The 19,152-nt window shown below is 73.9% G+C and carries 6 protein-coding genes; all 6 read left to right on the top strand.

What is annotated here, in order from left to right:
* The first annotated feature begins 6 nt into the window (after positions 1-6).
* On the top strand, positions 7-12,543 hold the full coding sequence (locus WME97_RS13045; RefSeq protein WP_437552225.1) for an amino acid adenylation domain-containing protein: 12,537 nt from the start codon (positions 7-9) through the stop codon (positions 12,541-12,543).
* A 106-nt stretch (positions 12,544-12,649) separates the two neighbouring features.
* Positions 12,650-13,240, top strand: coding sequence for a cysteine hydrolase family protein (locus WME97_RS13040; RefSeq protein WP_437329113.1), 591 nt, complete (start codon positions 12,650-12,652; stop codon positions 13,238-13,240).
* An 88-nt stretch (positions 13,241-13,328) separates the two neighbouring features.
* On the top strand, positions 13,329-14,357 hold the full coding sequence (hypE, locus tag WME97_RS13035) for a hydrogenase expression/formation protein HypE (RefSeq protein WP_437552224.1): 1,029 nt from the start codon (positions 13,329-13,331) through the stop codon (positions 14,355-14,357).
* Positions 14,329-16,710: a carbamoyltransferase HypF gene (gene hypF, locus WME97_RS13030; RefSeq protein WP_437552223.1), complete on the top strand. Its 2,382-nt coding sequence runs from the start codon at positions 14,329-14,331 to the stop codon at positions 16,708-16,710. The genes hypE and hypF overlap by 29 nt, the downstream gene beginning before the upstream one ends.
* Positions 16,707-18,350, top strand: coding sequence for a cyclic peptide export ABC transporter (locus tag WME97_RS13025; protein ID WP_437552222.1), 1,644 nt, complete (start codon positions 16,707-16,709; stop codon positions 18,348-18,350). The genes hypF and WME97_RS13025 overlap by 4 nt, the downstream gene beginning before the upstream one ends.
* Positions 18,351-18,400: 50 nt before the next feature.
* Positions 18,401-19,039 carry a glutathione S-transferase family protein gene (locus WME97_RS13020; protein WP_437552221.1) on the top strand — a complete coding sequence of 213 codons (639 nt, stop codon included), beginning with the start codon at positions 18,401-18,403 and terminating at the stop codon, positions 19,037-19,039.
* The last annotated feature ends 113 nt before the right edge of the window (positions 19,040-19,152 follow it).

Below are 19,152 nucleotides of genomic sequence, written 5' to 3'. Positions count from 1 at the left end.
GATTCGATGAACGGTGATGTGTTGTTGGGCGATCTGGATCGCTGCGAGACCCTCGTGGATCTCCTCCGGCTGCGCGCGGAGGCCCAGGGCGACGCCCTCGCCTTTCGGTTCCTGACCACCGGAGACGTGGACGGCGGCTCCGAGGAGTGGACGTTTCGAGATCTCCACCTCCGCGCGATGGGCATCGCCGCGTCGCTGCAGGCGGCGGGGGCCGCATCGGACCGCGCGCTGCTCCTCTACGCGCCCGGGCTCGACTTCATCGCGGCGTTCATGGGCTGCGTCTACGCCGGAGTCGTCGCCGTCCCGACGTACCCGCCGAACCCGGCGCAGCTGGATCGCACCCTGCCGCGCCTCCGGGCGATCGCCCGCGACGCAGGCGCGAGGTTCGTGCTGACGACCGGGCTGATCGCCTCCCTCTCGGAGGCCCTCCGGGCGCAGGCGCCCGAGCTCTCGGAGCTCCGCTGGATCGCGACGGACGCGCTCGAGCCCGGGGCGGCCTCGGCGTGGCGCGCGCCGGACATCTCGGGGGAGACGCTCGCGTTCCTCCAGTACACGTCGGGCTCCACCGGGCACCCCAAGGGGGTGATGGTGAGCCACGCGAACGTGATCGCCAACGAGCGCGCCATCCGCGCCGGCTTCGAGCACGACGCGGGCTCGTCGGGCGTGGGGTGGCTGCCGCTCTTCCACGACATGGGGCTCATCGGGAACGTGCTGCAGCCGATCTTCGTCGGCTTTCCGTGCACGCACATGTCGCCGCTCGCCTTCCTGGAGAGGCCGCTCCGGTGGCTCAAGGCGATCTCCCATTTCCGCGCCACGACGAGCGGCGGGCCGAACTTCGCGTACGACCTCTGCGCACGCAAGGCGACCCGCGAGGATCTGGCCGCGCTCGACCTCCGCTCGTGGACGGTGGCGTTCAACGGCGCCGAGCCGATCCGCGCCGAGACGCTCGACCGGTTCGCGGCGGCGTTCGCGCCCTGCGGCTTCCGCCGGGAGGCGTTCTACCCGTGCTACGGGCTCGCGGAGGCGACGCTGTTCGCCTCCGGGGGCCTCCGCGCCGCGCCGCCCACCTGCGTGAGCGTCGACGCCGGCGCGCTCGCGCGAGGGGTCTCGCTCCCGGTGGAGCCGGCCGCCCCGGGGGCGCGGCGGCTCGTGTCGTCCGGGGCGCCCCGGGCGCGCGTCGCCGTCGTGTCGCCGGAGCGCGGAGAGCGGGTCGCGGACGGGCAGATCGGCGAGATCTGGATCGCCGGCCCGAGCGTCGCGGGGGGGTACTGGGGCCGCGCCGAGGAGACCGCGCGCGCGTTCGGCGCGCGCCTCCAGGGCGACGGCGAGGTGTCGTACCTGCGGACGGGGGATCTCGGCTTCCTCTCGGGAGGCGAGCTGTTCGTCACCGGGCGCATCAAGGACCTCATCGTCATCCGGGGGCGGAACCTGTACCCCGACGACATCGAGCGGACGGTGGAGGCGGCGCACCCGCGCGTTCGCCCGGGCTGCTGCGCGGCGTTCTCGATCGAGGTCGGCGGTGAAGAGCGGCTCGGCGTCGCGGCCGAGCTCGACGGCCGCGGCGGCGATACGCCGCCGGACGTCGTGGAGGCGCTGCGATCGGCGGTCGCCAGGGAGCACGACGTGCAGCCGCACGCGGTGCTGCTGCTCCGCCCCCGGACCCTGCCGAAGACGTCGAGCGGCAAGGTCCAGCGGCACGCGTGCGCCCAGGGCTTCCGCGAGGGGACGCTCGACACGCTCGCGGTGTCCGTGGCGCAGGAGGCGCCGGCGCCCGCGGGGGCCGAGGGCGCGCGCGCGGCGGCCGATCCGGCGCGGGTGCTGCGCCTCGCGCTGCGCGCGGTGCCCGCCCCGGGGAGGGTGGGCCTGCTCGTCGAGGTGGTGCGCGAGGAGCTCGCCCGGCTCGCGCGGGTGGATCTCGGGAGCGTCACCCCGACCTCGAAGCTGATGGCGCTGGGGCTCGACTCGCTCGCGAGCGTCGAGCTCCAGGCGCGCTTCGAGGAGCTGCTCGGCGCCGCGGTGCCGCCGCAGCTGCTCTGGCAGGCGACGACGGTCGAGGAGCTCTCGGCGGCGCTCTCGGCGGCGGTCGACGCGCCGGCCGCCGGGCCGGCCCCCGCGCCCGCCGCGGCGGACGGCGAGCCGGCGGAGCTCTCGTCGCACCAGCTCCGCCTGTGGTTCTTCTGCCGGTTCGCTCCGGAGAGCCCGCTCTACCACGTGGTGTTCGGCGCGCGGATCGTGGGGGCGCTCGACGAGGCGCGGCTCGAGGAGAGCCTCGCGGCCGTCGTCCGCCGGCACCCGGCGCTGCGCACGGTGTTCCGCGAGATCGCCGGGGAGCCCCGGCAGATCGTGCTGCCGGAGGTGGCGGTGCCCCTCGCGCGCGCGCGGGTCGTCGACGACGACGCCGCGCGCGCGGAGGAGCGCGAGGAGCGCCTGCGCGAGCTCGCCGCGGCGTGGGGCCAGGCGCCGTTCGCGCTCGAGGAGGGGCCGCTCCTGCGGGTGTGCCTGGTCTCGCTCGGCGAGCGCCACCACGTGCTCCTCTTCGCGCAGCACCATCTCGTGACCGACGGCCGGTCGATCGAGGTGCTCGTCCGCGATCTCGCCGCGATCTACGCCGGCCGCGCGGGCGCGCCGCCGGCGCTCGCGTACGGGTACGCCGACTACGCGCGCGCGCAGCGGGCCTCGCTGGCGCGCATGGACGCGGCGCGGGCCTACTGGAAGGCGAAGCTCGAGGGGCTGCCACGGCTCGAGCTGGGCGCCGAGCGCCGGCGAGCGGCGGCGTCGCCGTTCGCGGGCGGGACGGTCCGCTTCGCGCTCTCCGCGCCGCACGTCGAGGCGGCGCTCGCCGTCGCCCGGGCGGAGAACGCGACGCTCTTCGTCGCGCTGGCCGCCGTCTACGCGGCGCTGCTCCACCGCACGACCGGGCAGGAGGACCTCGGGATCGGCGTCGTCGTCGCCAACCGGAGCCGCCCCGAGCACCAGGGGGTCGTCGGCTTCTTCGCGAACACGGTCGTCCTGCGCGTCGATCTCGGCGGGAGGCCGACGTACCGCGAGCTCGTCCGCCGCGTGCGCCGGACGATGGCCGAGGCGATGGAGCACGCCGAGCTGCCGTTCGACGAGGTCGCGCGCGCCGCGGCCCCGGCAGCGGGGCGGGACGGGGAGCGGGACGCGCTGATCCAGGCGAGCTTCGTGCTGGAGAGCGCCTCGGAGCCGCCGGCGGAGGTCGAGGGGGCGCTGTGGCGGCCCGTGCTCTGGGCCCCCGACGGGGCCGTGGAGGGCACCGCGAAGTTCGATCTGGGGCTGAGCGTCGCGCGCCTCCACGGCGAGCTCGCCGCCGCGCTGGAGTTCCGCGCGGACCGCTTCGCGCGCGACGAGATCGAGCGCATGACGGGCCACCTCGGGGAGCTCCTTCGCTCGGCCGGGGCGGAGCCGGACCGCCCGATCGACGAGCTCCGGCTGCTCCCGCCCGACGAGGAGCGCTACCTGCTCGCGGGCTGCAACGACACCGCGGCGGCCTTCCCTCGGGACGCCTGCTTCCACGATCTCTTCCGGGAGCAGGCCTCCCGGACGCCGGAGCGGATCGCCGTCGCGTGCGGCGAGCAGCGGCTCTCGTACGCGGAGCTCGACAGCGCCACCGACCGCGTGGCGCGGGCGCTCTCGGCGCGCGGCGTCGGGCCCGATCGCCTCGTCGCCCTGCTGACGCGGCGCGACCTCGACTTCATGCTGCTCGCGCTCGGCGCCTTCAAGGCGGCGGGCGCGTACGTGCCGCTCGATCCCGCGCACCCGGCGCGGCGCAACGCCGACATCCTGGCGCGGGCGGGCGGCCCTCCCCTCCTCGCCGGCGCCGCGATCCCGGGCGCGCTGCTGGACGAGATCGCCGCGGCGGGCGCCGGGGCGATCGAGGTGCTCCCGGCCGGCGCGCTGCTCGCCGACGCCGCGGCGGAGCGCGGGGCGCCTCCGGCCGCGCGCGCGGAGCACCTCGCCTACGTCATCTTCACGTCCGGATCGACCGGCGCGCCCAAGGGCGCGATGGTCGAGCACCGGGGGATGCTCAACCACCTCTTCGCGAAGGTGCGCTCCCTCGGCATCGGGCCCGAGGACGTCGTCGCGCAGACCGCGCCGATCACCTTCGACATCTCGGTGTGGCAGCTGCTCTCCCCGCTGCTCGCGGGCGGGACGTGCCGCCTCGTGCCGGACGAGATCGCGACCGACCCCGCGCGGCTGCTCGACGCCGTGGGGGAGCTCGGCATCACCGTCCTGGAGATCGTGCCGTCGCTCCTGCGCGGGGCGCTCGACGAGCTCGAGGCACGCCCGGCGTGGCGGCCGCGCCTCGACGGCCTGCGGTGGCTCGTGCTCACCGGCGAGGCGCTCCCCCCCGATCTCGCGCGCAGGTGGCTCTCGCTCTACCCGCAGATCCCGCTGATGAACGCCTACGGCCCGACGGAGTGCTCGGACGACGTCGCCCAGCACGTCATCGCCGAGCCGCCGGCGGAGGACGCGGCGTACGTGCCGATCGGCCGCGCGATCCAGAACACGCAGCTCTACGTGCTGGATCGACGGCGGCAGCCCGTGCCGCTCGGCGTCGCCGGCGAGCTGTACGTGGGCGGCGACGGGGTGGGCCGGGGGTACCTCCTCGACCCGGAGCGCACGGCGGCGGCGTTCCTTGCGGATCCGTTCTCCACCGCGGCGGGGGCGCGCCTGTACCGGACGGGCGATCTGGTGCGCCGGCTGCCCGGCGGCGAGCTCGTGTTCCTTGGGCGCATCGACCACCAGATCAAGCTCCGCGGCTTCCGCATCGAGCTCGGCGAGATCGAGGCGGTCATCGCGCGGTGCGCCGGGATCCGCGATGTCGTCGTCGTCGCGCGCGAGGACGCGCCGGGGGACCCGCGGCTCGTCGCCTACGTGGTCCCCGAGGCGCCGTCCTTCGAGCCGGGCGCCCTCAAGGACCAGCTCTCGTCGCGCCTGCCGGCCTACATGATCCCGGCCGCGATCGTCGCGCTCGACGCCCTCCCGCTGAGCGCGAACGGCAAGGTGGACCGCAAGGCGCTGCCCGCGCCCGCGTGGAACGCCCCGGGCGAGCTCGCGGCGCAGACGGCGCCGCGCACCGGCCTGGAGCAGGCGATCGGCGACGTGTGGCGCGCCGTCCTCGGCCTCGATCGGGTCGGCGTCCACGACGACTTCTTCGCGATCGGCGGGCACTCCCTCTCGGCCACGCGCGCGGCGGCCCGCCTGCGCGACGTGCTCGGCGTCGACGTCGGCGTCCGGTCGCTCTTCGAGGCGCCGACCATCGCCCGGCTCGCCGCGCACGTCGAGCGGTCGACCCGCGGGGAGGCGCGCCGGGCGCGGGCGCCCCTCGCGCCGGCGCCGCGCGTCGGCGAGGAGGCGCCGCTGTCCTTCGCGCAGCAGCGGCTGTGGTTCCTGGATCAGCTCGAGCCCGAGAGCGCCACGTACAACGTGCCCGCGGCGCTCCGCCTGCGCGGCGCGCTCGACCTCACGGCGCTCGCGCGCGCCATCGCGGAGGTCGTGCGGCGGCACGAGGTGCTGCGCGCGACGATCCACGCGGTCGACGGCCGCCCTGTCCAGCGCTTCCAGGGCGCGGGCCAGACGCCGGACGCGTGGCCCCTCCCCCTCGTCGACCTCTCGGAGATCCCCGCGGGAGATCGGGAGGTGGCTTTACAAAGCGACGCATCGCGGGAGGCCGCGAGGCCGTTCGACCTGGAGAAGGGGCCGCTCCTGCGCGCGACGCTCTTCCGGCTCGCGCCCGACGAGCACGCGCTGGTCGTCACCCTCCACCACATCGCCTCGGACGGCTGGTCGCTCGGCGTGCTCGCGCACGAGCTCACGGCGGCTTACACCGCGTTCGCGAGAGACGCGGCGCCGGCGCTCCGCCCGCTGCCGGTCCAGTACGCCGACTACGCCGCCTGGCAGCGGCAGGAGCACGCCCCGGAGGCGCTGGAGGCGGAGCGGGAGATCTGGCGCCGGAGGCTCGAGGGCGCGCCGCCGCTCGATCTCCCGACGGACCGTGCCCGCCCCGCGGCGCGCTCGTCGCGCGGGCGCACGCACCGGTTCGCGCTGCCGCAGGACCTCGCCGCCGCGCTCCGGCGCCGGAGCCAGGAGCTCGGGGCCACGCTGTTCATGACGCTCCTGGCCGCCTTCGAGGCGCTGCTCCACCGCTACAGCGGACAGCAGGACTTCTGCGTCGGCACGCCGGTGGCCGGCCGCGGGCGGACCGAGCTCGAGCCGCTCATCGGGCTGTTCGTCAACACCCTTGTCCTGCGCGCGCGGCTCGACGGCGACCCGACCTTCGCGGAGCTCGTCGGCCGCGTGAAGGCGGACGCGCTCGAGGCGTACGGCCACCAGGATCTGCCGTTCGAGGCCGTCGTCGACGCGCTCGCCGTGGAGCGGGATCTCAGCCGGAACCCGCTGTTCCAGGTGATGTTCGCGCTCCAGAACGTGCCCCCGCCCGCGCTCACGCTGCCGGGCGTCGAGGCGTCGCCGGTCCCGCTCGACGTGGAGCGGGCGCGGTTCGATCTCACGCTCTTCCTCACCGAGTCGGGCGACGCGATCGAGGGCGCCCTCGAGTTCGATCTCGATCTGTTCGACCCCGAGACCGCCGCGCGGCTCGCGGGGCACTACGAGACGATCCTCCGCGCCGTGGCCTCGGACCCGGGGGCGCGGGTCGCCGAGCTCCCGCTCCTCACGGCGGGCGAGCGGCGCGAGCTCCTCATCGCGTGGAACGCGACGAGCGCGCCGCCGCCGCCCGCCGCGTGCCTGCACGAGCTCTTCGACGCGCAGGCCGAGCGCTCGCCCGGGGCCGTGGCCGTGGCGTCCGAGGCCGGCGAGCTCACGTACCGCGAGCTCCGCCGCCGCGCCGACGCGCTCGCCCGGCGGCTGCGCGCGCTCGGCGTGCGGCCGGAGACGCGGGTGGGCCTGTGCGTGCGGCGGACGCTCGACATGGTCGTGGCCCTCTGGGCCATCTTCAAGGCCGGCGGCGTCCACGTGCCGCTCGACCCGGGCTACCCGCGGCAGCGGCTGCAGGTGATCCTGGAGGACGCGGCGGCGCACCTGCTCGTGACCGAAAGCGCGCTGTCGGGGCTCGTGCCGGCAGGGTCGGCCGAGGTGCTCCTGCTCGACGAGATCGTCGCGGGCGCGGACGACGTGGAGCACGCGCAGGGCGGGGAGGGCGGCGCGCCGCCGGCGGGGCGGCCGGATCAGGCGGCGTACCTCATCTACACCTCCGGCTCGACGGGCCGGCCCAAGGCCGTCGTGATCGAGCACCGCCAGGCCGTCGCGCTCGCGTGGTGGGCCAGGCGGACGTTCTCGGACCAGGAGCTCGCCGGCGTGCTCGCGTCCACGTCCACGTGCTTCGATCTCTCGGTCTTCGAGCTCGTCGTCCCGCTCTGCTGGGGCGGCAAGATCGTCCTCGCCGACGACGCGCTCGCGCTGCCCGCGCACCGGCGCCGCGACGAGGTCACGCTCGTCAACACGGTGCCCTCCGCGGCGGCGGCGCTCCTCGCGGTGTCGGGCATCCCCGGGTCGGTCCGGACCGTGTGCCTCGCCGGCGAGCCGCTCCGCGCCTCGCTCGCGCGCGACGTGCTCGCGCTGCCGCACGTCGAGCGGCTCCTGAACCTCTACGGCCCCAGCGAGACCACGACGTACTCGACAGGCGCGACCGTGACCGCCTCGGCGCGCCCGACGATCGGCAGGCCCATCGACCACACCCAGGTCTACGTGCTCGACGCGCGGCTGCAGCCGGCGCCCATCGGCGTCGCCGGGGAGCTCTACATCGCCGGCGCGGGCGTCGCGCGCGGCTACCTGGGGCGCGACGAGCTGACGGCCGAGCGGTTCGTCCCCTGCCCGCTCGAGGAGGCCCGCGGCGCGCGGATGTACCGCACCGGCGACCGCGCGCGCTGGCTCGCGAGCGGAGAGCTCGAGTACCTCGGGCGGCTCGATCATCAGGTGAAGATCCGCGGCTTCCGCGTCGAGCCGGCGGAGACCGAGGCCGCGCTCGCGGCGCACCCGGACGTGCGCGAGGCGCTCGTGCTCGCGCGGGACGACGGCCCCTCGGGCCGCTGGCTCGTCGCCTACCTCCTCGTCCGGCGGCCCGTGGACGCGCAGGCGCTGCGGGCGCTCGTCGCCGAGCGGCTGCCGGAGCCGTTCGTCCCGTCCGCCTTCGTCGAGCTCGACGCCTGGCCGCTCAACGCCAACGGCAAGGTGGACAGGAAGGCGCTCCCGGCGCCCAGTCGACCGAAGATCGCCCCGGAGATCGCGCCGGACATCGCGGGCGAGGCGCGGCGCGCGCCGGCGACGCCGACCGAGCAGGCCCTCGCGGGCGTCTGGGGCGAGGTGCTCGGCCGCGGCGGCATCGGGACGACCGACGACTTCTTCGCGCTCGGAGGGCACTCCCTCCTCGCGGTCCAGGTGATCGCGCGCGCGCGGCGGCTGTTCGGCGTCGATCTGCCGCTGCGCGCCGCCTTCGACGCGCCGACGGTCGCGGCGCTCGCCGAGCGCATCGATCGGACGAAGCTGGAGGGGCGCCGCGGCGCGCCCGAGCCGCTCCGCCCGGCGCCCCGGGGCGGCGACGCGCCGCTGTCCCACGCCCAGCAGCGCCTCTGGTTCATCGAGGCGCTCCAGCCGGGCACCGCGGTCTACAACATGCCGATCGGGGTCCTGCTCCGCGGGCCGCTCGACCGCGCCGCCCTGGAGCGGAGCCTCGATCGGGTGGTCGCGCGCCACGAGGCGCTGCGCACCCGGATCGAGGCGCGCGACGGCCAGCCGTTCCAGGTCGTGCTCCCCGAGGCGCGCCTCGAGCTGCGGCTCGTCGACCTGTCCGCCGTCCCCCGGCACGAGCGGGACCGGGCGGCGCAGCGCGCCGCAGAGGAGGAGGCGCGGCGGCCGTTCGATCTCGCCTCGGGCCTGCCGATCCGCGCGGCGCTGATCCGCCTCTCCGACGAGGCGCACGTGCTGCTCGTCACGGCGCACCACATCGCCTGCGACGGCGGCTCGATCCCCGTCCTGTTCCGCGACCTGTCCGCCTTCTACGAGGCCGCGCGGGATGGCCGCGCGGCGGATCTGCCGCCCCTCCAGGTGCAGTACGCCGACGTCGCGATCTGGCAGCGCGCCCAGGCCGACGCGTGGCGGGGGCAGCTCGAGTACTGGAAGCGGCAGCTGTCCGACCTGGAGCCGCTCGAGCTCCCCACCGACAGGCCGCGCGGCAGCGCCCTCTCCCACCGCGGCGACACCGTCCCGGTGAGCCTGCCCGCGCCGCTCGTCGAGGCCCTCCGCGCGCTCGGCAGGCGCGAGGGCGCGACGATGTTCATGGTGCTCCTCGCCGGCTTCGTCGCCCTCCTGCACCGCTACACGGGCCGCGCCGGCGTGGCCGTCGGCTCGCCGGTCTCCGGCCGCACGCAGGTCGAGGTGGAGCCGCTCGTCGGCTTCTTCGTCAACCTGCTCGTCCTGCGCGTCCACATCGACGACGACCCCACGTTCGTCGAGCTCGTGCGGCGGGTCCGGCAGGCGACGCTCGAGGCCCAGGAGCACCAGGACGTCCCGTTCGAGCAGGTCGTGGACGCCCTTCAGGTGAAGCGCGACCTCGGCCGCACCCCGCTCTTCCAGGCGGCCTTCGCGTTCCAGGGCGCGCCGGAGCGCCCGCGGAAGCTCGGCGACCTCGACGCCTCGCCGTTCGAGGTCGACACAGCGACCGCGAAGTTCGACCTCCTGCTCGCGCTCGAGGAGGACGACAAGGCCGTCTCCGGCGGCATCGAGTTCAGCGCCGACCTGTTCGACAGGGCCACGATCGAGCGCTGGCGGGGCCACCTCGAGGCCCTGCTCGCGGCGAGCGCCGCGCAGCCCGAGCTGCGCGTCGGCGACCTGCCGCTGCTCGGGCGCGACGAGCGCGACCTCGTGCTGCACGCGTTCAGCGGGGGCCGATCGGCGCAGCCCGCGCCGGAGCCCGCGTGCGCGCACCGCCTGTTCGAGGCGCAGGCCAGGGAGGCGCCCGGGCGGGCCGCGCTCCTCTTCGAGGGCGCGACGGTGAGCTACGGCGAGCTCGACCGGAGGGCCAACCAGCTCGCGCACCACCTCCGCGCCCGCGGCGTGCGGCGCGGCGCGCTGGTCGGCGTGTGCCTGCCGCGCTCGCCGAACATGATCGTCGCGCTCCTCGCGGTGCTGAAGGCCGGCGGCGCGTACATGCCGCTCGACCCGACCTACCCGCGCGATCGGCTCGCCTTCATGATCGAGGACGCGCGCCCCGCGCTGCTCGTCGCCCAGCCGGAGCTCCTCGCCGCGCTGCCCGCGGCGCTGCCGCCGGTCGTGCGGCTCGGCGAGAGCGAGCACGCCTTCCCGCAAGAGCGGAGCGACGCCCCCGACGCCGGGTCGCTCCCCGAGGACCTCGCGTACGTCATCTACACCTCCGGCTCGACAGGGCGCCCGAAGGGGGTGCTCATCGAGCACCGCTCGCTCTCCGCCTTCGCCATGGCGCAGCGGAAGCTGCTCGGCGTCGAGCCGGGGACCCGCGTCCTCCAGTTCACGCGGCTGAGCTTCGACGTCTCCGTGATGGAGATCTTCGTGCCGCTCTCCGCCGGCGGCGTCGTGTGCCTCGCGCGCGCCGACGCGCTCATGCCCGGGCCCGGGCTCGTCGACCTCCTGCGCGAGCAGCGGATCCAGGTGGCGTCGCTGACCCCCTCGGCGCTCATGGCGGTCGGCTTCGACACGCTCCCGGACCTGCGCGTGCTGTGCGTGGCCGGCGAGGTGTGCCCCGCGGAGCTGCCGCGGCGGTGGGCGCGCGGCCGGCGGTTCGTCAACGGATACGGCCCCACCGAGGCGACGGTGCTCGCGACCGCGGCCGAGTACGCGCCCGACGTCGCGCGGCCCACGATCGGCCGCCCGCTGCCGAACACGCAGACGTACGTGCTCGACCCGCGGGGCCAGCCGGCGCCCATCGGCATCCCCGGCGAGCTCCACATCGGCGGGATCGGCCTCGCGCGGGGCTACCTGAACCGCGACGACCTCACCGCGGCGCGCTTCGTGCGCGCGGCGTTCCCCGAGGCGCAGGGGGCGCGGCTCTACCGCACGGGCGACCTCGTGCGGTGGCTGCCGAGCGGTGAGATCGACTTCCTCGGCCGGCTCGACGAGCAGGTCAAGATCCGGGGCTTCCGGATCGAGCTCGGCGAGATCGAGGCGGTGCTCGCGTCGCACCCCGACGTGACCGAGGCGGCGGTGGTCACCCGGGAGCACGCCCCGGGCGACGTGCGGCTCGCGGCCTTCTTCATCCCGCGCGGCGGGCGCGCCGCGGCGAGCGACGCGCTGCGCGGGTACCTCTCCGATCGGCTGCCCGACTACATGGTCCCGCCGGTCATCGCGCCGGTCGAGCGGTGGCCGCAGACCCCGAGCGGCAAGATCGATCGCCGGGCGCTCGCCGCCTCCGTGCCCGCGGCGCTCGCGGCGCTCGCGGGCGGAGCGCGCGTCCCGCCGAGGACCGGGCTCGAGCTCGAGCTCTGCGCGCTGTTCGAGGAGCTCCTCGGCGAGGGCGGCGTCGGCGTGACCGACGACTTCTTCTCGCTCGGCGGGCACTCGCTGCTCGCGGTGCGGCTCATGGCCGAGATCCGCGGGCGCTTCGGCCGCGATCTGCCGCTCACGAGCCTGTTCCGCGCGCCCACGGTGGAGGGCCTCGCGGCGCTCCTGCGCGAGGATCGGGGAGCGCCGCGGGGCCGCGCCTCCGTCGTTGTCCCGCTCCACGAAGGGGGCGCCCGTGCGCCGCTCTTCTTCGTTCACCCCATCGGCGGCAACGTCCTCTGCTACGCGGATCTCGCGCGCGAGCTCGGGCGGGATCGTCCCTTCTACGGCATCCAGGCGTTCGGCCTGGAGACCCCCCCGCGGCCGCTCGCCAGCGTCGGCGAGATGGCCGAGGCGTACTGCGAGGAGCTCCGCCGCGTCCAGCCCGAGGGGCCCTACCTGCTCGGCGGCTGGTCGATGGGCGGCGTGGTGGCGTTCGAGATGGCGCGCGTCCTCGAGCGCGACGGGCGCAGCGTGGCCGCCGTCGTCCTCCTGGACGCCTACCTCCCCCCGTTCGACGAGCCCGGCGACGACCTCCCGCCGATCGCGCAGTTCGCCGCGGATCTCGCGCGGATCGCGGGCGCGCCGGCCGCCGCGGCCCTCGCCTGGCCGGACGGCGGCGCGGCCGACGCCGCGTGGCTGCTGGAGCGCGCGCAGGAGCTCGGCGCGCTGCCCCGCGGGACGGCGCTCGGCGAGCTGGAGGCGCTGCTCGACGCGTTCCAGCGGAACGCGGCGCTGCTCGCGCGCTACGCCCCCGGCGAGGTCTCGGCCCGGGTCGAGCTCTTCCGCGCCGAGGCCTCACCGCGGAGAGATCCGCGGCCCGCGTGGGCGAAGTGGGCCCCCGGCCTGCGGAGCCACGTCGCGGCCGGCGACCACTACACGCTGCTCCGAAAGCCTCACGTCGGCGCGCTCGCCGAGCGCCTCCGGGCCGCGCTGCTCGAGGCGGACCCCGGCGCCCCGCCCAAAGGCGCCGGAGCCGCCCGGCCGCCGGGGTGATCGGCGCTCTCGCCGCCGCGCTTCGCCGCTCTGCCGCGCTCGTTGCCAGGCAAGGGCCTTTGACTGACTCGTCTCGAATCCATCAACCGAATCCAAGAGGAACATCATGCCCAACATCGCAGTGCTCACCAACGACCTTCAGTACGAGTTCATCGACAAGATGCCGGGAGGTCGCGAGCTCCTCTCCAGGGTGGCGCCGCAGTTCAACATGTTCCTCGGCGCCATCCGCGCCCTGGGGCACGTCGTCGTCCACCTCCAGCTCATCAATGATCCGGCCGATCCGCAGATCCAGCGCCGCTTCCGCGGGAAGGAGATCCCGGCGATCAAGGGCACGCCCAACGCCGAGCTGATCAAGGACTTCGTCCATCCGTCCGACATCGTGATGGTCAAACACCGCGACAGCGGGTTCTACGAGACGCCCCTCGACGACAAGCTGAAGGAGCTCGGCGTCAAGACGATCCTCGTCACGGGCATCCAGACCCAGATCTGCGTGCAGACCACGGCGGCGGACGGCTTCTTCCGCGGGTACAAGGTCTGGGTCCCCGAGGATGGCGTGTTCTCCCTCAAGGAGGAGGACAAGAAGCGCTCCCTCGAGTGGATGGCGTCGTACTGCGCGGCGATCGCCCCCGGCGCGGAGATCATCAAGCGCCTGCGCCAGAGCGACGACCTGCCGAGCCGGGAAGAGCTGCTCGGCTGACAAGGCACGACGAGGCCGCGCAGCCGGGCGGCCTCGTCTCTTTCACGACCCTCACCGCAGCTCTGCGGTGCCAACGCTGGAGCCTCACATGACGAAAGAACACGCGAAAGAGAACGAAGAGGTCGTCCTCGACCACGGGACGGGCGCCCGCCTGAGCCGGGAGCTCGTCGAGCGGATCGCCGCGACGCTCGGCGACACGTACATCGGCGCGATGGAGGACAGCGCCATCCTGGAGGTGCCCACCGGCCGGATCGCCGTCACCACGGACTCGTTCGTGGTCACGCCGCTGTTCTTCGGCAACGGCGATATCGGCAAGGTCGCCGTCTGCGGCACCGTCAACGATCTCGCGGTCAGCGGCGCGAGGCCCCTCTACCTGACCCTGGGTCTCATCATCGAGGCGGGCTTCCCGATCCCCTTGCTCCTCCGCGCCCTCGAGTCGGCGCGCGACGCGGCGCGGGAGGCCGGCGTGAAGATCGTCGCCGGCGACACCAAGGTCGTCGGCAAGGGCGAGGCCGACCGGCTCTTCATGAACACGGCCGGCGTGGGCGTCTTCGAGCGCCCGCCGCTCGTGAGCCGCGCCGTGCGGCCCGGCAACAAGATCATCGTGAGCGGGTATCTCGGCAACCACTCCATCCACCTGCTCTCGGTCCGCGAGGGGCTCGGCTTCGAGAAGCGGGTGCAGAGCGACTGCGCGCCGCTCAACGGGCTCATCGACGCGGTCCTCAAGGGCGTGCCCCAGGGCGCCGTGGCGGCGATCCGCGACGTGACGCGCGGCGGCCTGTGCGCCGTCCTCCACGAGTTCGCCCGCGCGTCGGGCGCCGAGCTCTCCTTCGCGCGCGCGGCGCTGCCCGTGCTGCCGGAGGCCGTCATGGCGGCCGACATGCTCGGCATCAACCTCATCCACCTCGCCAACGAGGGGTGCCTCTGCCTGTTCGTGGAGGCGGACAAGGCGGGTGACGTGCTCGGGATCCTCCGCGCGCACCCCTACGGCCGCAACGCGGCGGTCATCGGGGAGGTCAAGGCCGCGGCGGAGCCCGTCGTGTCCATGACCGAGCCCGATGGGACTCAAACCCTGCTCGAGGAGCTTTATGGAGCCGAACTCCCCCGACTCTGCTGACGCGCGGCCGGCGACCGTGACCCGCCGATTCCGGGTCTCGGGCATCGTCCAGGGCGTCGGCTTCAGGCCCTTCGTGCACCGGCTCGCCCGCGCCGTCGGGGCGCGCGGCTGGGTCCTCAACGACTCCCGCGGCGTGCTGCTCGAGCTGCAGGCCGGCGACGAGGCGATCCAGGCGTTCCTGCGCGCGCTCGTCGAGTCGCCGCCGCCGCTCGCCCGGATCACGGGCGTCCGCGAGGAGGCGCTCGCCGAGCCCGCCCCCCGGTACGACGACTTCCAGATCCGCGGCAGCGTGGATCTGCGCAGCACCGACACGCTCATCCCGCCCGACTCGGACGTCTGCGCCGACTGCCTGCGGGAGCTCAGGGACCCTTCGAACCGCCGTCACCGCTACCCGTTCATCAACTGCACCCATTGCGGGCCGCGCTACTCGATCATCTGCGACATGCCGTACGACCGGCCGCAGACCACGATGAAGAGCTTCCCGATGTGCCCCGCCTGCGCGGGCGAGTACGAGGACATCGAGGATCGGCGCTACCACGCGCAGCCGAACGCGTGCCCCGCGTGCGGCCCCCGGCTCACGCTCACCGATCGGCTCGGCGCGCCGATCGAGGCCGACGATCCGGTGCGCTTCGCCATCGAGCGGCTGCGCGAGGGCGCGCTCTTCGCGGTGAAGAGCCTCGGCGGCTTCCACCTCGTGGCAGACGCGCGCAACGAGGCGGCGGTGCGGGAGCTGCGCCGCCGCAAGCGCCGCGACGCCAAGCCGTTCGCGATCATGGTGGCCGACGCCGAGGCGGCGCGCCGCCATGTCTCGCTCAGCGACCCGGAGCGGGCGCTGCTCGAGAGCCGGCAGCGCCCCATCGTGCTCCTGCGCAGGCGGCCAGGCGCCCTGTCCGAGGCGATCGCCCCGAGGAACCCGAGCTTCGGCGTCATGCTGCCCTCGACGCCGCTGCACTACCTCCTGCTCGAGGACCCGGCGCTCGACGTCCTCGTCATGACGAGCGGGAACCTCTCCGGACACCCCATCGCGTTCGACAACGACACGGCGCTCTCGCAGCTCCGCGACATCGCGGATTACTTCGTCCTTCACGACCGCGATATCCGCACCCGCGTCGACGACTCCGTCGTCCGGCTCACGGAGGCGGAGGGGCTCGACGCGCCGCTCGTCTCGTTCATCCGGCGCTCGCGGGGCTACGCCCCGTACCCGATCCACCTCCCGCAGGACGTCGGTGCGGTCGTCGCCCTCGGCGGCGAGCTGAAGACGACCGTCGCCGTCGGCAAGGACAACCAGGTCTTCATCAGCCAGCACATCGGCGATCTCAAGAACGACGCGACGTTCGGCGCGCACATCGACTGTTCGTCGCACGTCCAGCGGCTCCTGTCCGTGCAGACGGACACGGTCGCTTGCGATATGCACCCGGCGTTCCGCTCCACGCGGGCGGCGAAGCGCCAGGCCGGCGCGGAGGTCGCGACGGTGCAGCACCACCACGCCCACATGGCCGCGTGCATGGCCGAGAACGGGCTGAACGAGCGGGTGATCGGCGTCATCTTCGACGGCTCCGGCTACGGCCTCGACGACAGCATCTGGGGCGGCGAGTTCCTTGTCGGCGACTACCGTGAATTCGTGCGCGCCGGCCACCTCCGGCCGATGTACCTCCTCGGCGGCGACAAGGCGGTCAAGGAGCCCATCCGCGTCGCGATCTCGCTGCTCGTGGAGACGTTCGGGGAAGAGCTCGGCGGGATCCGCGTCCCGGCGCTCATGGACGTCGCGGAGGAGCGCCGCGACGTCTTCGTGAAGATGGCGCAGCGGAGGCTGAACGCGACGGCCACGACGAGCATGGGCCGGCTGTTCGACGGCGTGTCCTCGCTCCTCCGCATCTGCCACGAGGTCGAGTACGAGGCGCAGGCCGCCATCGAGATGGAGGCGCTGCTCGACAGGGACTTCCGGACAGCGCCGCCGCTCCAGTACGGGATAGACGAGCGGGACGGCCGCCTCGTGGTCGACTACCGGCCTCTCGTCCGGGATCTCCTGCGCGCCCTCGACCAGCCGGACGCCACGCCCGCGCACCTCAGCCGCCGGTTCCACTCGACGATCGTGGACGTGATCGCCGCGGTGTGCCTGCGCCTGGCGGAGAAGTTCGATGTGCGCCGCGTGGTCATGAGCGGCGGAGTCTTCATGAACGAGTTCGTCCTGATCAACGCGCTCCGACGCCTCGAGAGCGAGGGGCTCACCCCGTATTGCCACCGGCTGGTCCCGCCGAACGACGGCGGGATATCGCTCGGCCAGATCCTCGTCGCGGCCGCCCGCGGCCCGTCGGCGCGAGGGGAGCGCCCCACCACCACCGATCGCCCATGAAGCTCCTCGCGTTCGTCGCCGGCTACTCCCGGCGGATCCTCGTCCTCGCGATCCTCGCGGGGACGCTCTGCGGCGCCTGCAACACGGCGCTCCTCGTGCTGATCAACGAGGCGCTGCAGCGCAAGCGCGGCGCGGTGATGTGGAGCTTCGCCGCGGTGTGCCTGCTGCTCCCGTTCGCCCGCTACCACTCGGAGATCCTGCTCACGCGCCTCAGCCAGGGGGCGCTCTTCGATCTCCGGGTGAAGATCTGCCGGAAGATCCTCGGCGCGCCGCTCCGCCAGATCGAGGAGATCGGCCCGTCACGGGCGCTGACCGCGCTCACGGACGACGTCCCCGTGATCACCACGGCGCTGATGCAGATCCCGATCGTCTGCATCAACCTCGTCATCGTGGTCGGAGGCCTGCTCTACATGGGGTGGATGTCTCCTGTCATGCTGGCGTCGGTGCTGACGCTCATCGTCCTTGGCATCGTCGGGTATCAGCTCCCGATGAGCCGGGCGACACGGCACTTCCGCCGCGCGCGCGAGGCGACCGAGGAGCTGATGAAGACCTTCCGCGCGCTCACGCGCGGCGTGAAGGAGCTGAAGCTCCACGCGCGGCGCCGCGAGGCGTTCCTCGCGACGTCGCTCGAGGGGGAGGCCGGCGTCGTCCAGGCGAGCAACCTGCGCGGCATGGTCGCGCTCACCGCCGCGAACGGGTGGGGACAGGCGATGGTGTTCACCATCATCGGCGTGACGCTCTTCGTCGTGCCGCTCTTCCAGGAGGCGAGCTCCGAGGCGTCGGTCGGCTACGCCCTGGTCCTCCTCTACCTGATGACGCCCATGCAGGTCCTTATCGGCGCGCTCCCGGCCCTGAGCCGGGCGGGCATCGCCGTGCAGAAGGTCGAGGACCTCGGCGCGAGCCTCAACGTCGAGGCGAGCGGGGCAGAGGCAGAGGCCCCGCTCCCCGAGAGGTGGAAGCGGCTGGAGCTCGCCGGGGTCACGCACGCCTACAGGTCCGAGGGAAAGGACGACACCTTCACGCTGGGCCCCATCCACCTCAGCGTGCGGCGCGGCGAGCTGATCTTCCTCGTCGGAGGCAACGGCAGCGGCAAGACGACCCTCGCGAAGCTGATCGCGGGCCTTTACGCGCCCGAGTCGGGCCAGATCCGGCTCGACGGCGAGGTGATCACCGACCGGAACCGGCAGGCGTACCGGGAGCTCTTCTCGGTGGTGTTCTTCGATTTCCACCTGTTCGAGAGCCTGATCGGGCTCGACTCTCCCGAGCTCACCCAGCGCGCGCGGGGTTACCTCTCTCGCCTGCAGCTCGATCACAAGGTGTCTGTCGAGGGCGGCGTCCTCTCCACGACGTCGCTGTCGCAGGGGCAGAGAAAGCGCCTCGCGCTGCTCACGGCCTACCTGGAAGACCGGCCGGTCTACCTGTTCGACGAGTGGGCGGCGGACCAGGATCCGGTGTTCAAGGACTTCTTCTATCGCCAGATCCTCCCGGAGCTCAGGGCCAGCGGCAAGACGATCCTCGTCATCAGCCACGACGACAGGTACTTCGGGCTGGCGGATCGCGTCCTCAAGATGGACTTCGGCCAGCTCGTGGGCGACGCCCAGGTCACCGCGAGATCGGACGAGACATACGCCAGCGCCTGAGTTAGAAGCCGGCGCGTTCGTCGTCCGACGGCGAGCCGACGGGAGGTGTCATGGAACCGCTGGTGCTGTATCTTGGTACGAAGACGTATTCGACCTGGTCGCTCCGCGCCTGGCTCGCGCTGAGGCACACCGGCGCTTCGTTCACGGAGGAGGTCATCGCCCTTTACCAGCCGGGGTCGCGCGAGGCGCTCCTCCGGCGTTCCCCCTCGGGGCGCGTGCCAGCGCTGCGGCACGGTGACCTTGTCCTCTGGGACTCCCTCGCGATCTGCGAGTATGTCGCCGAGCTCTTCCCCGAGGCGCGGCTCTGGCCGGGCGATCGTGCGGCGCGCGCGCTCGCCCGGTCGGTGTCGAGCGAGATGCACTCCGGGTTCACGGCGCTGCGCAACGCGATGTCCATGGATCTCCGCCGGGAGATCGCCCCGATCGCGCGCGACGCCGCCGTGGACGCGGACATCGATCGTGTGACGTCGATCTGGACCGAGTGCCGGCGGGCGCATGGTCAGAAGGGGGAGTACCTCTTCGGGCATTTCACGATCGCCGATGCCATGTTCGCGCCGGTGGTCACGCGCTTCCGCACCTACGCCGTCCCGCTCGCGGGCGCCGCGGCAGCGTACGCCGAGGCGATGTGGCGGCACCCTGGCCTCGCGGAGTGGGTCGCGGCTGCACGGACGGAGTCGCTGGCCGGCTAGCACCCGTCGCCGGATCAGCTCGAGGACGTCGAGGCTGAACCGCGACGATCGCACGCGGCGGCAGACGATCCCTCCAGCGCCGCCCAGCGCGGCTGCGCTCCTCCGGCGCCGGT

The organism is Sorangium sp. So ce367 (assembly GCF_051520455.1).
Classification (GTDB): Bacteria; Myxococcota_A; Polyangia; order Polyangiales; family Polyangiaceae; genus Sorangium; species Sorangium cellulosum_B.
The sequence above is the reverse complement of the archived record's forward strand: the minus strand, read 5'-3'. Positions and strand labels throughout refer to the sequence as shown.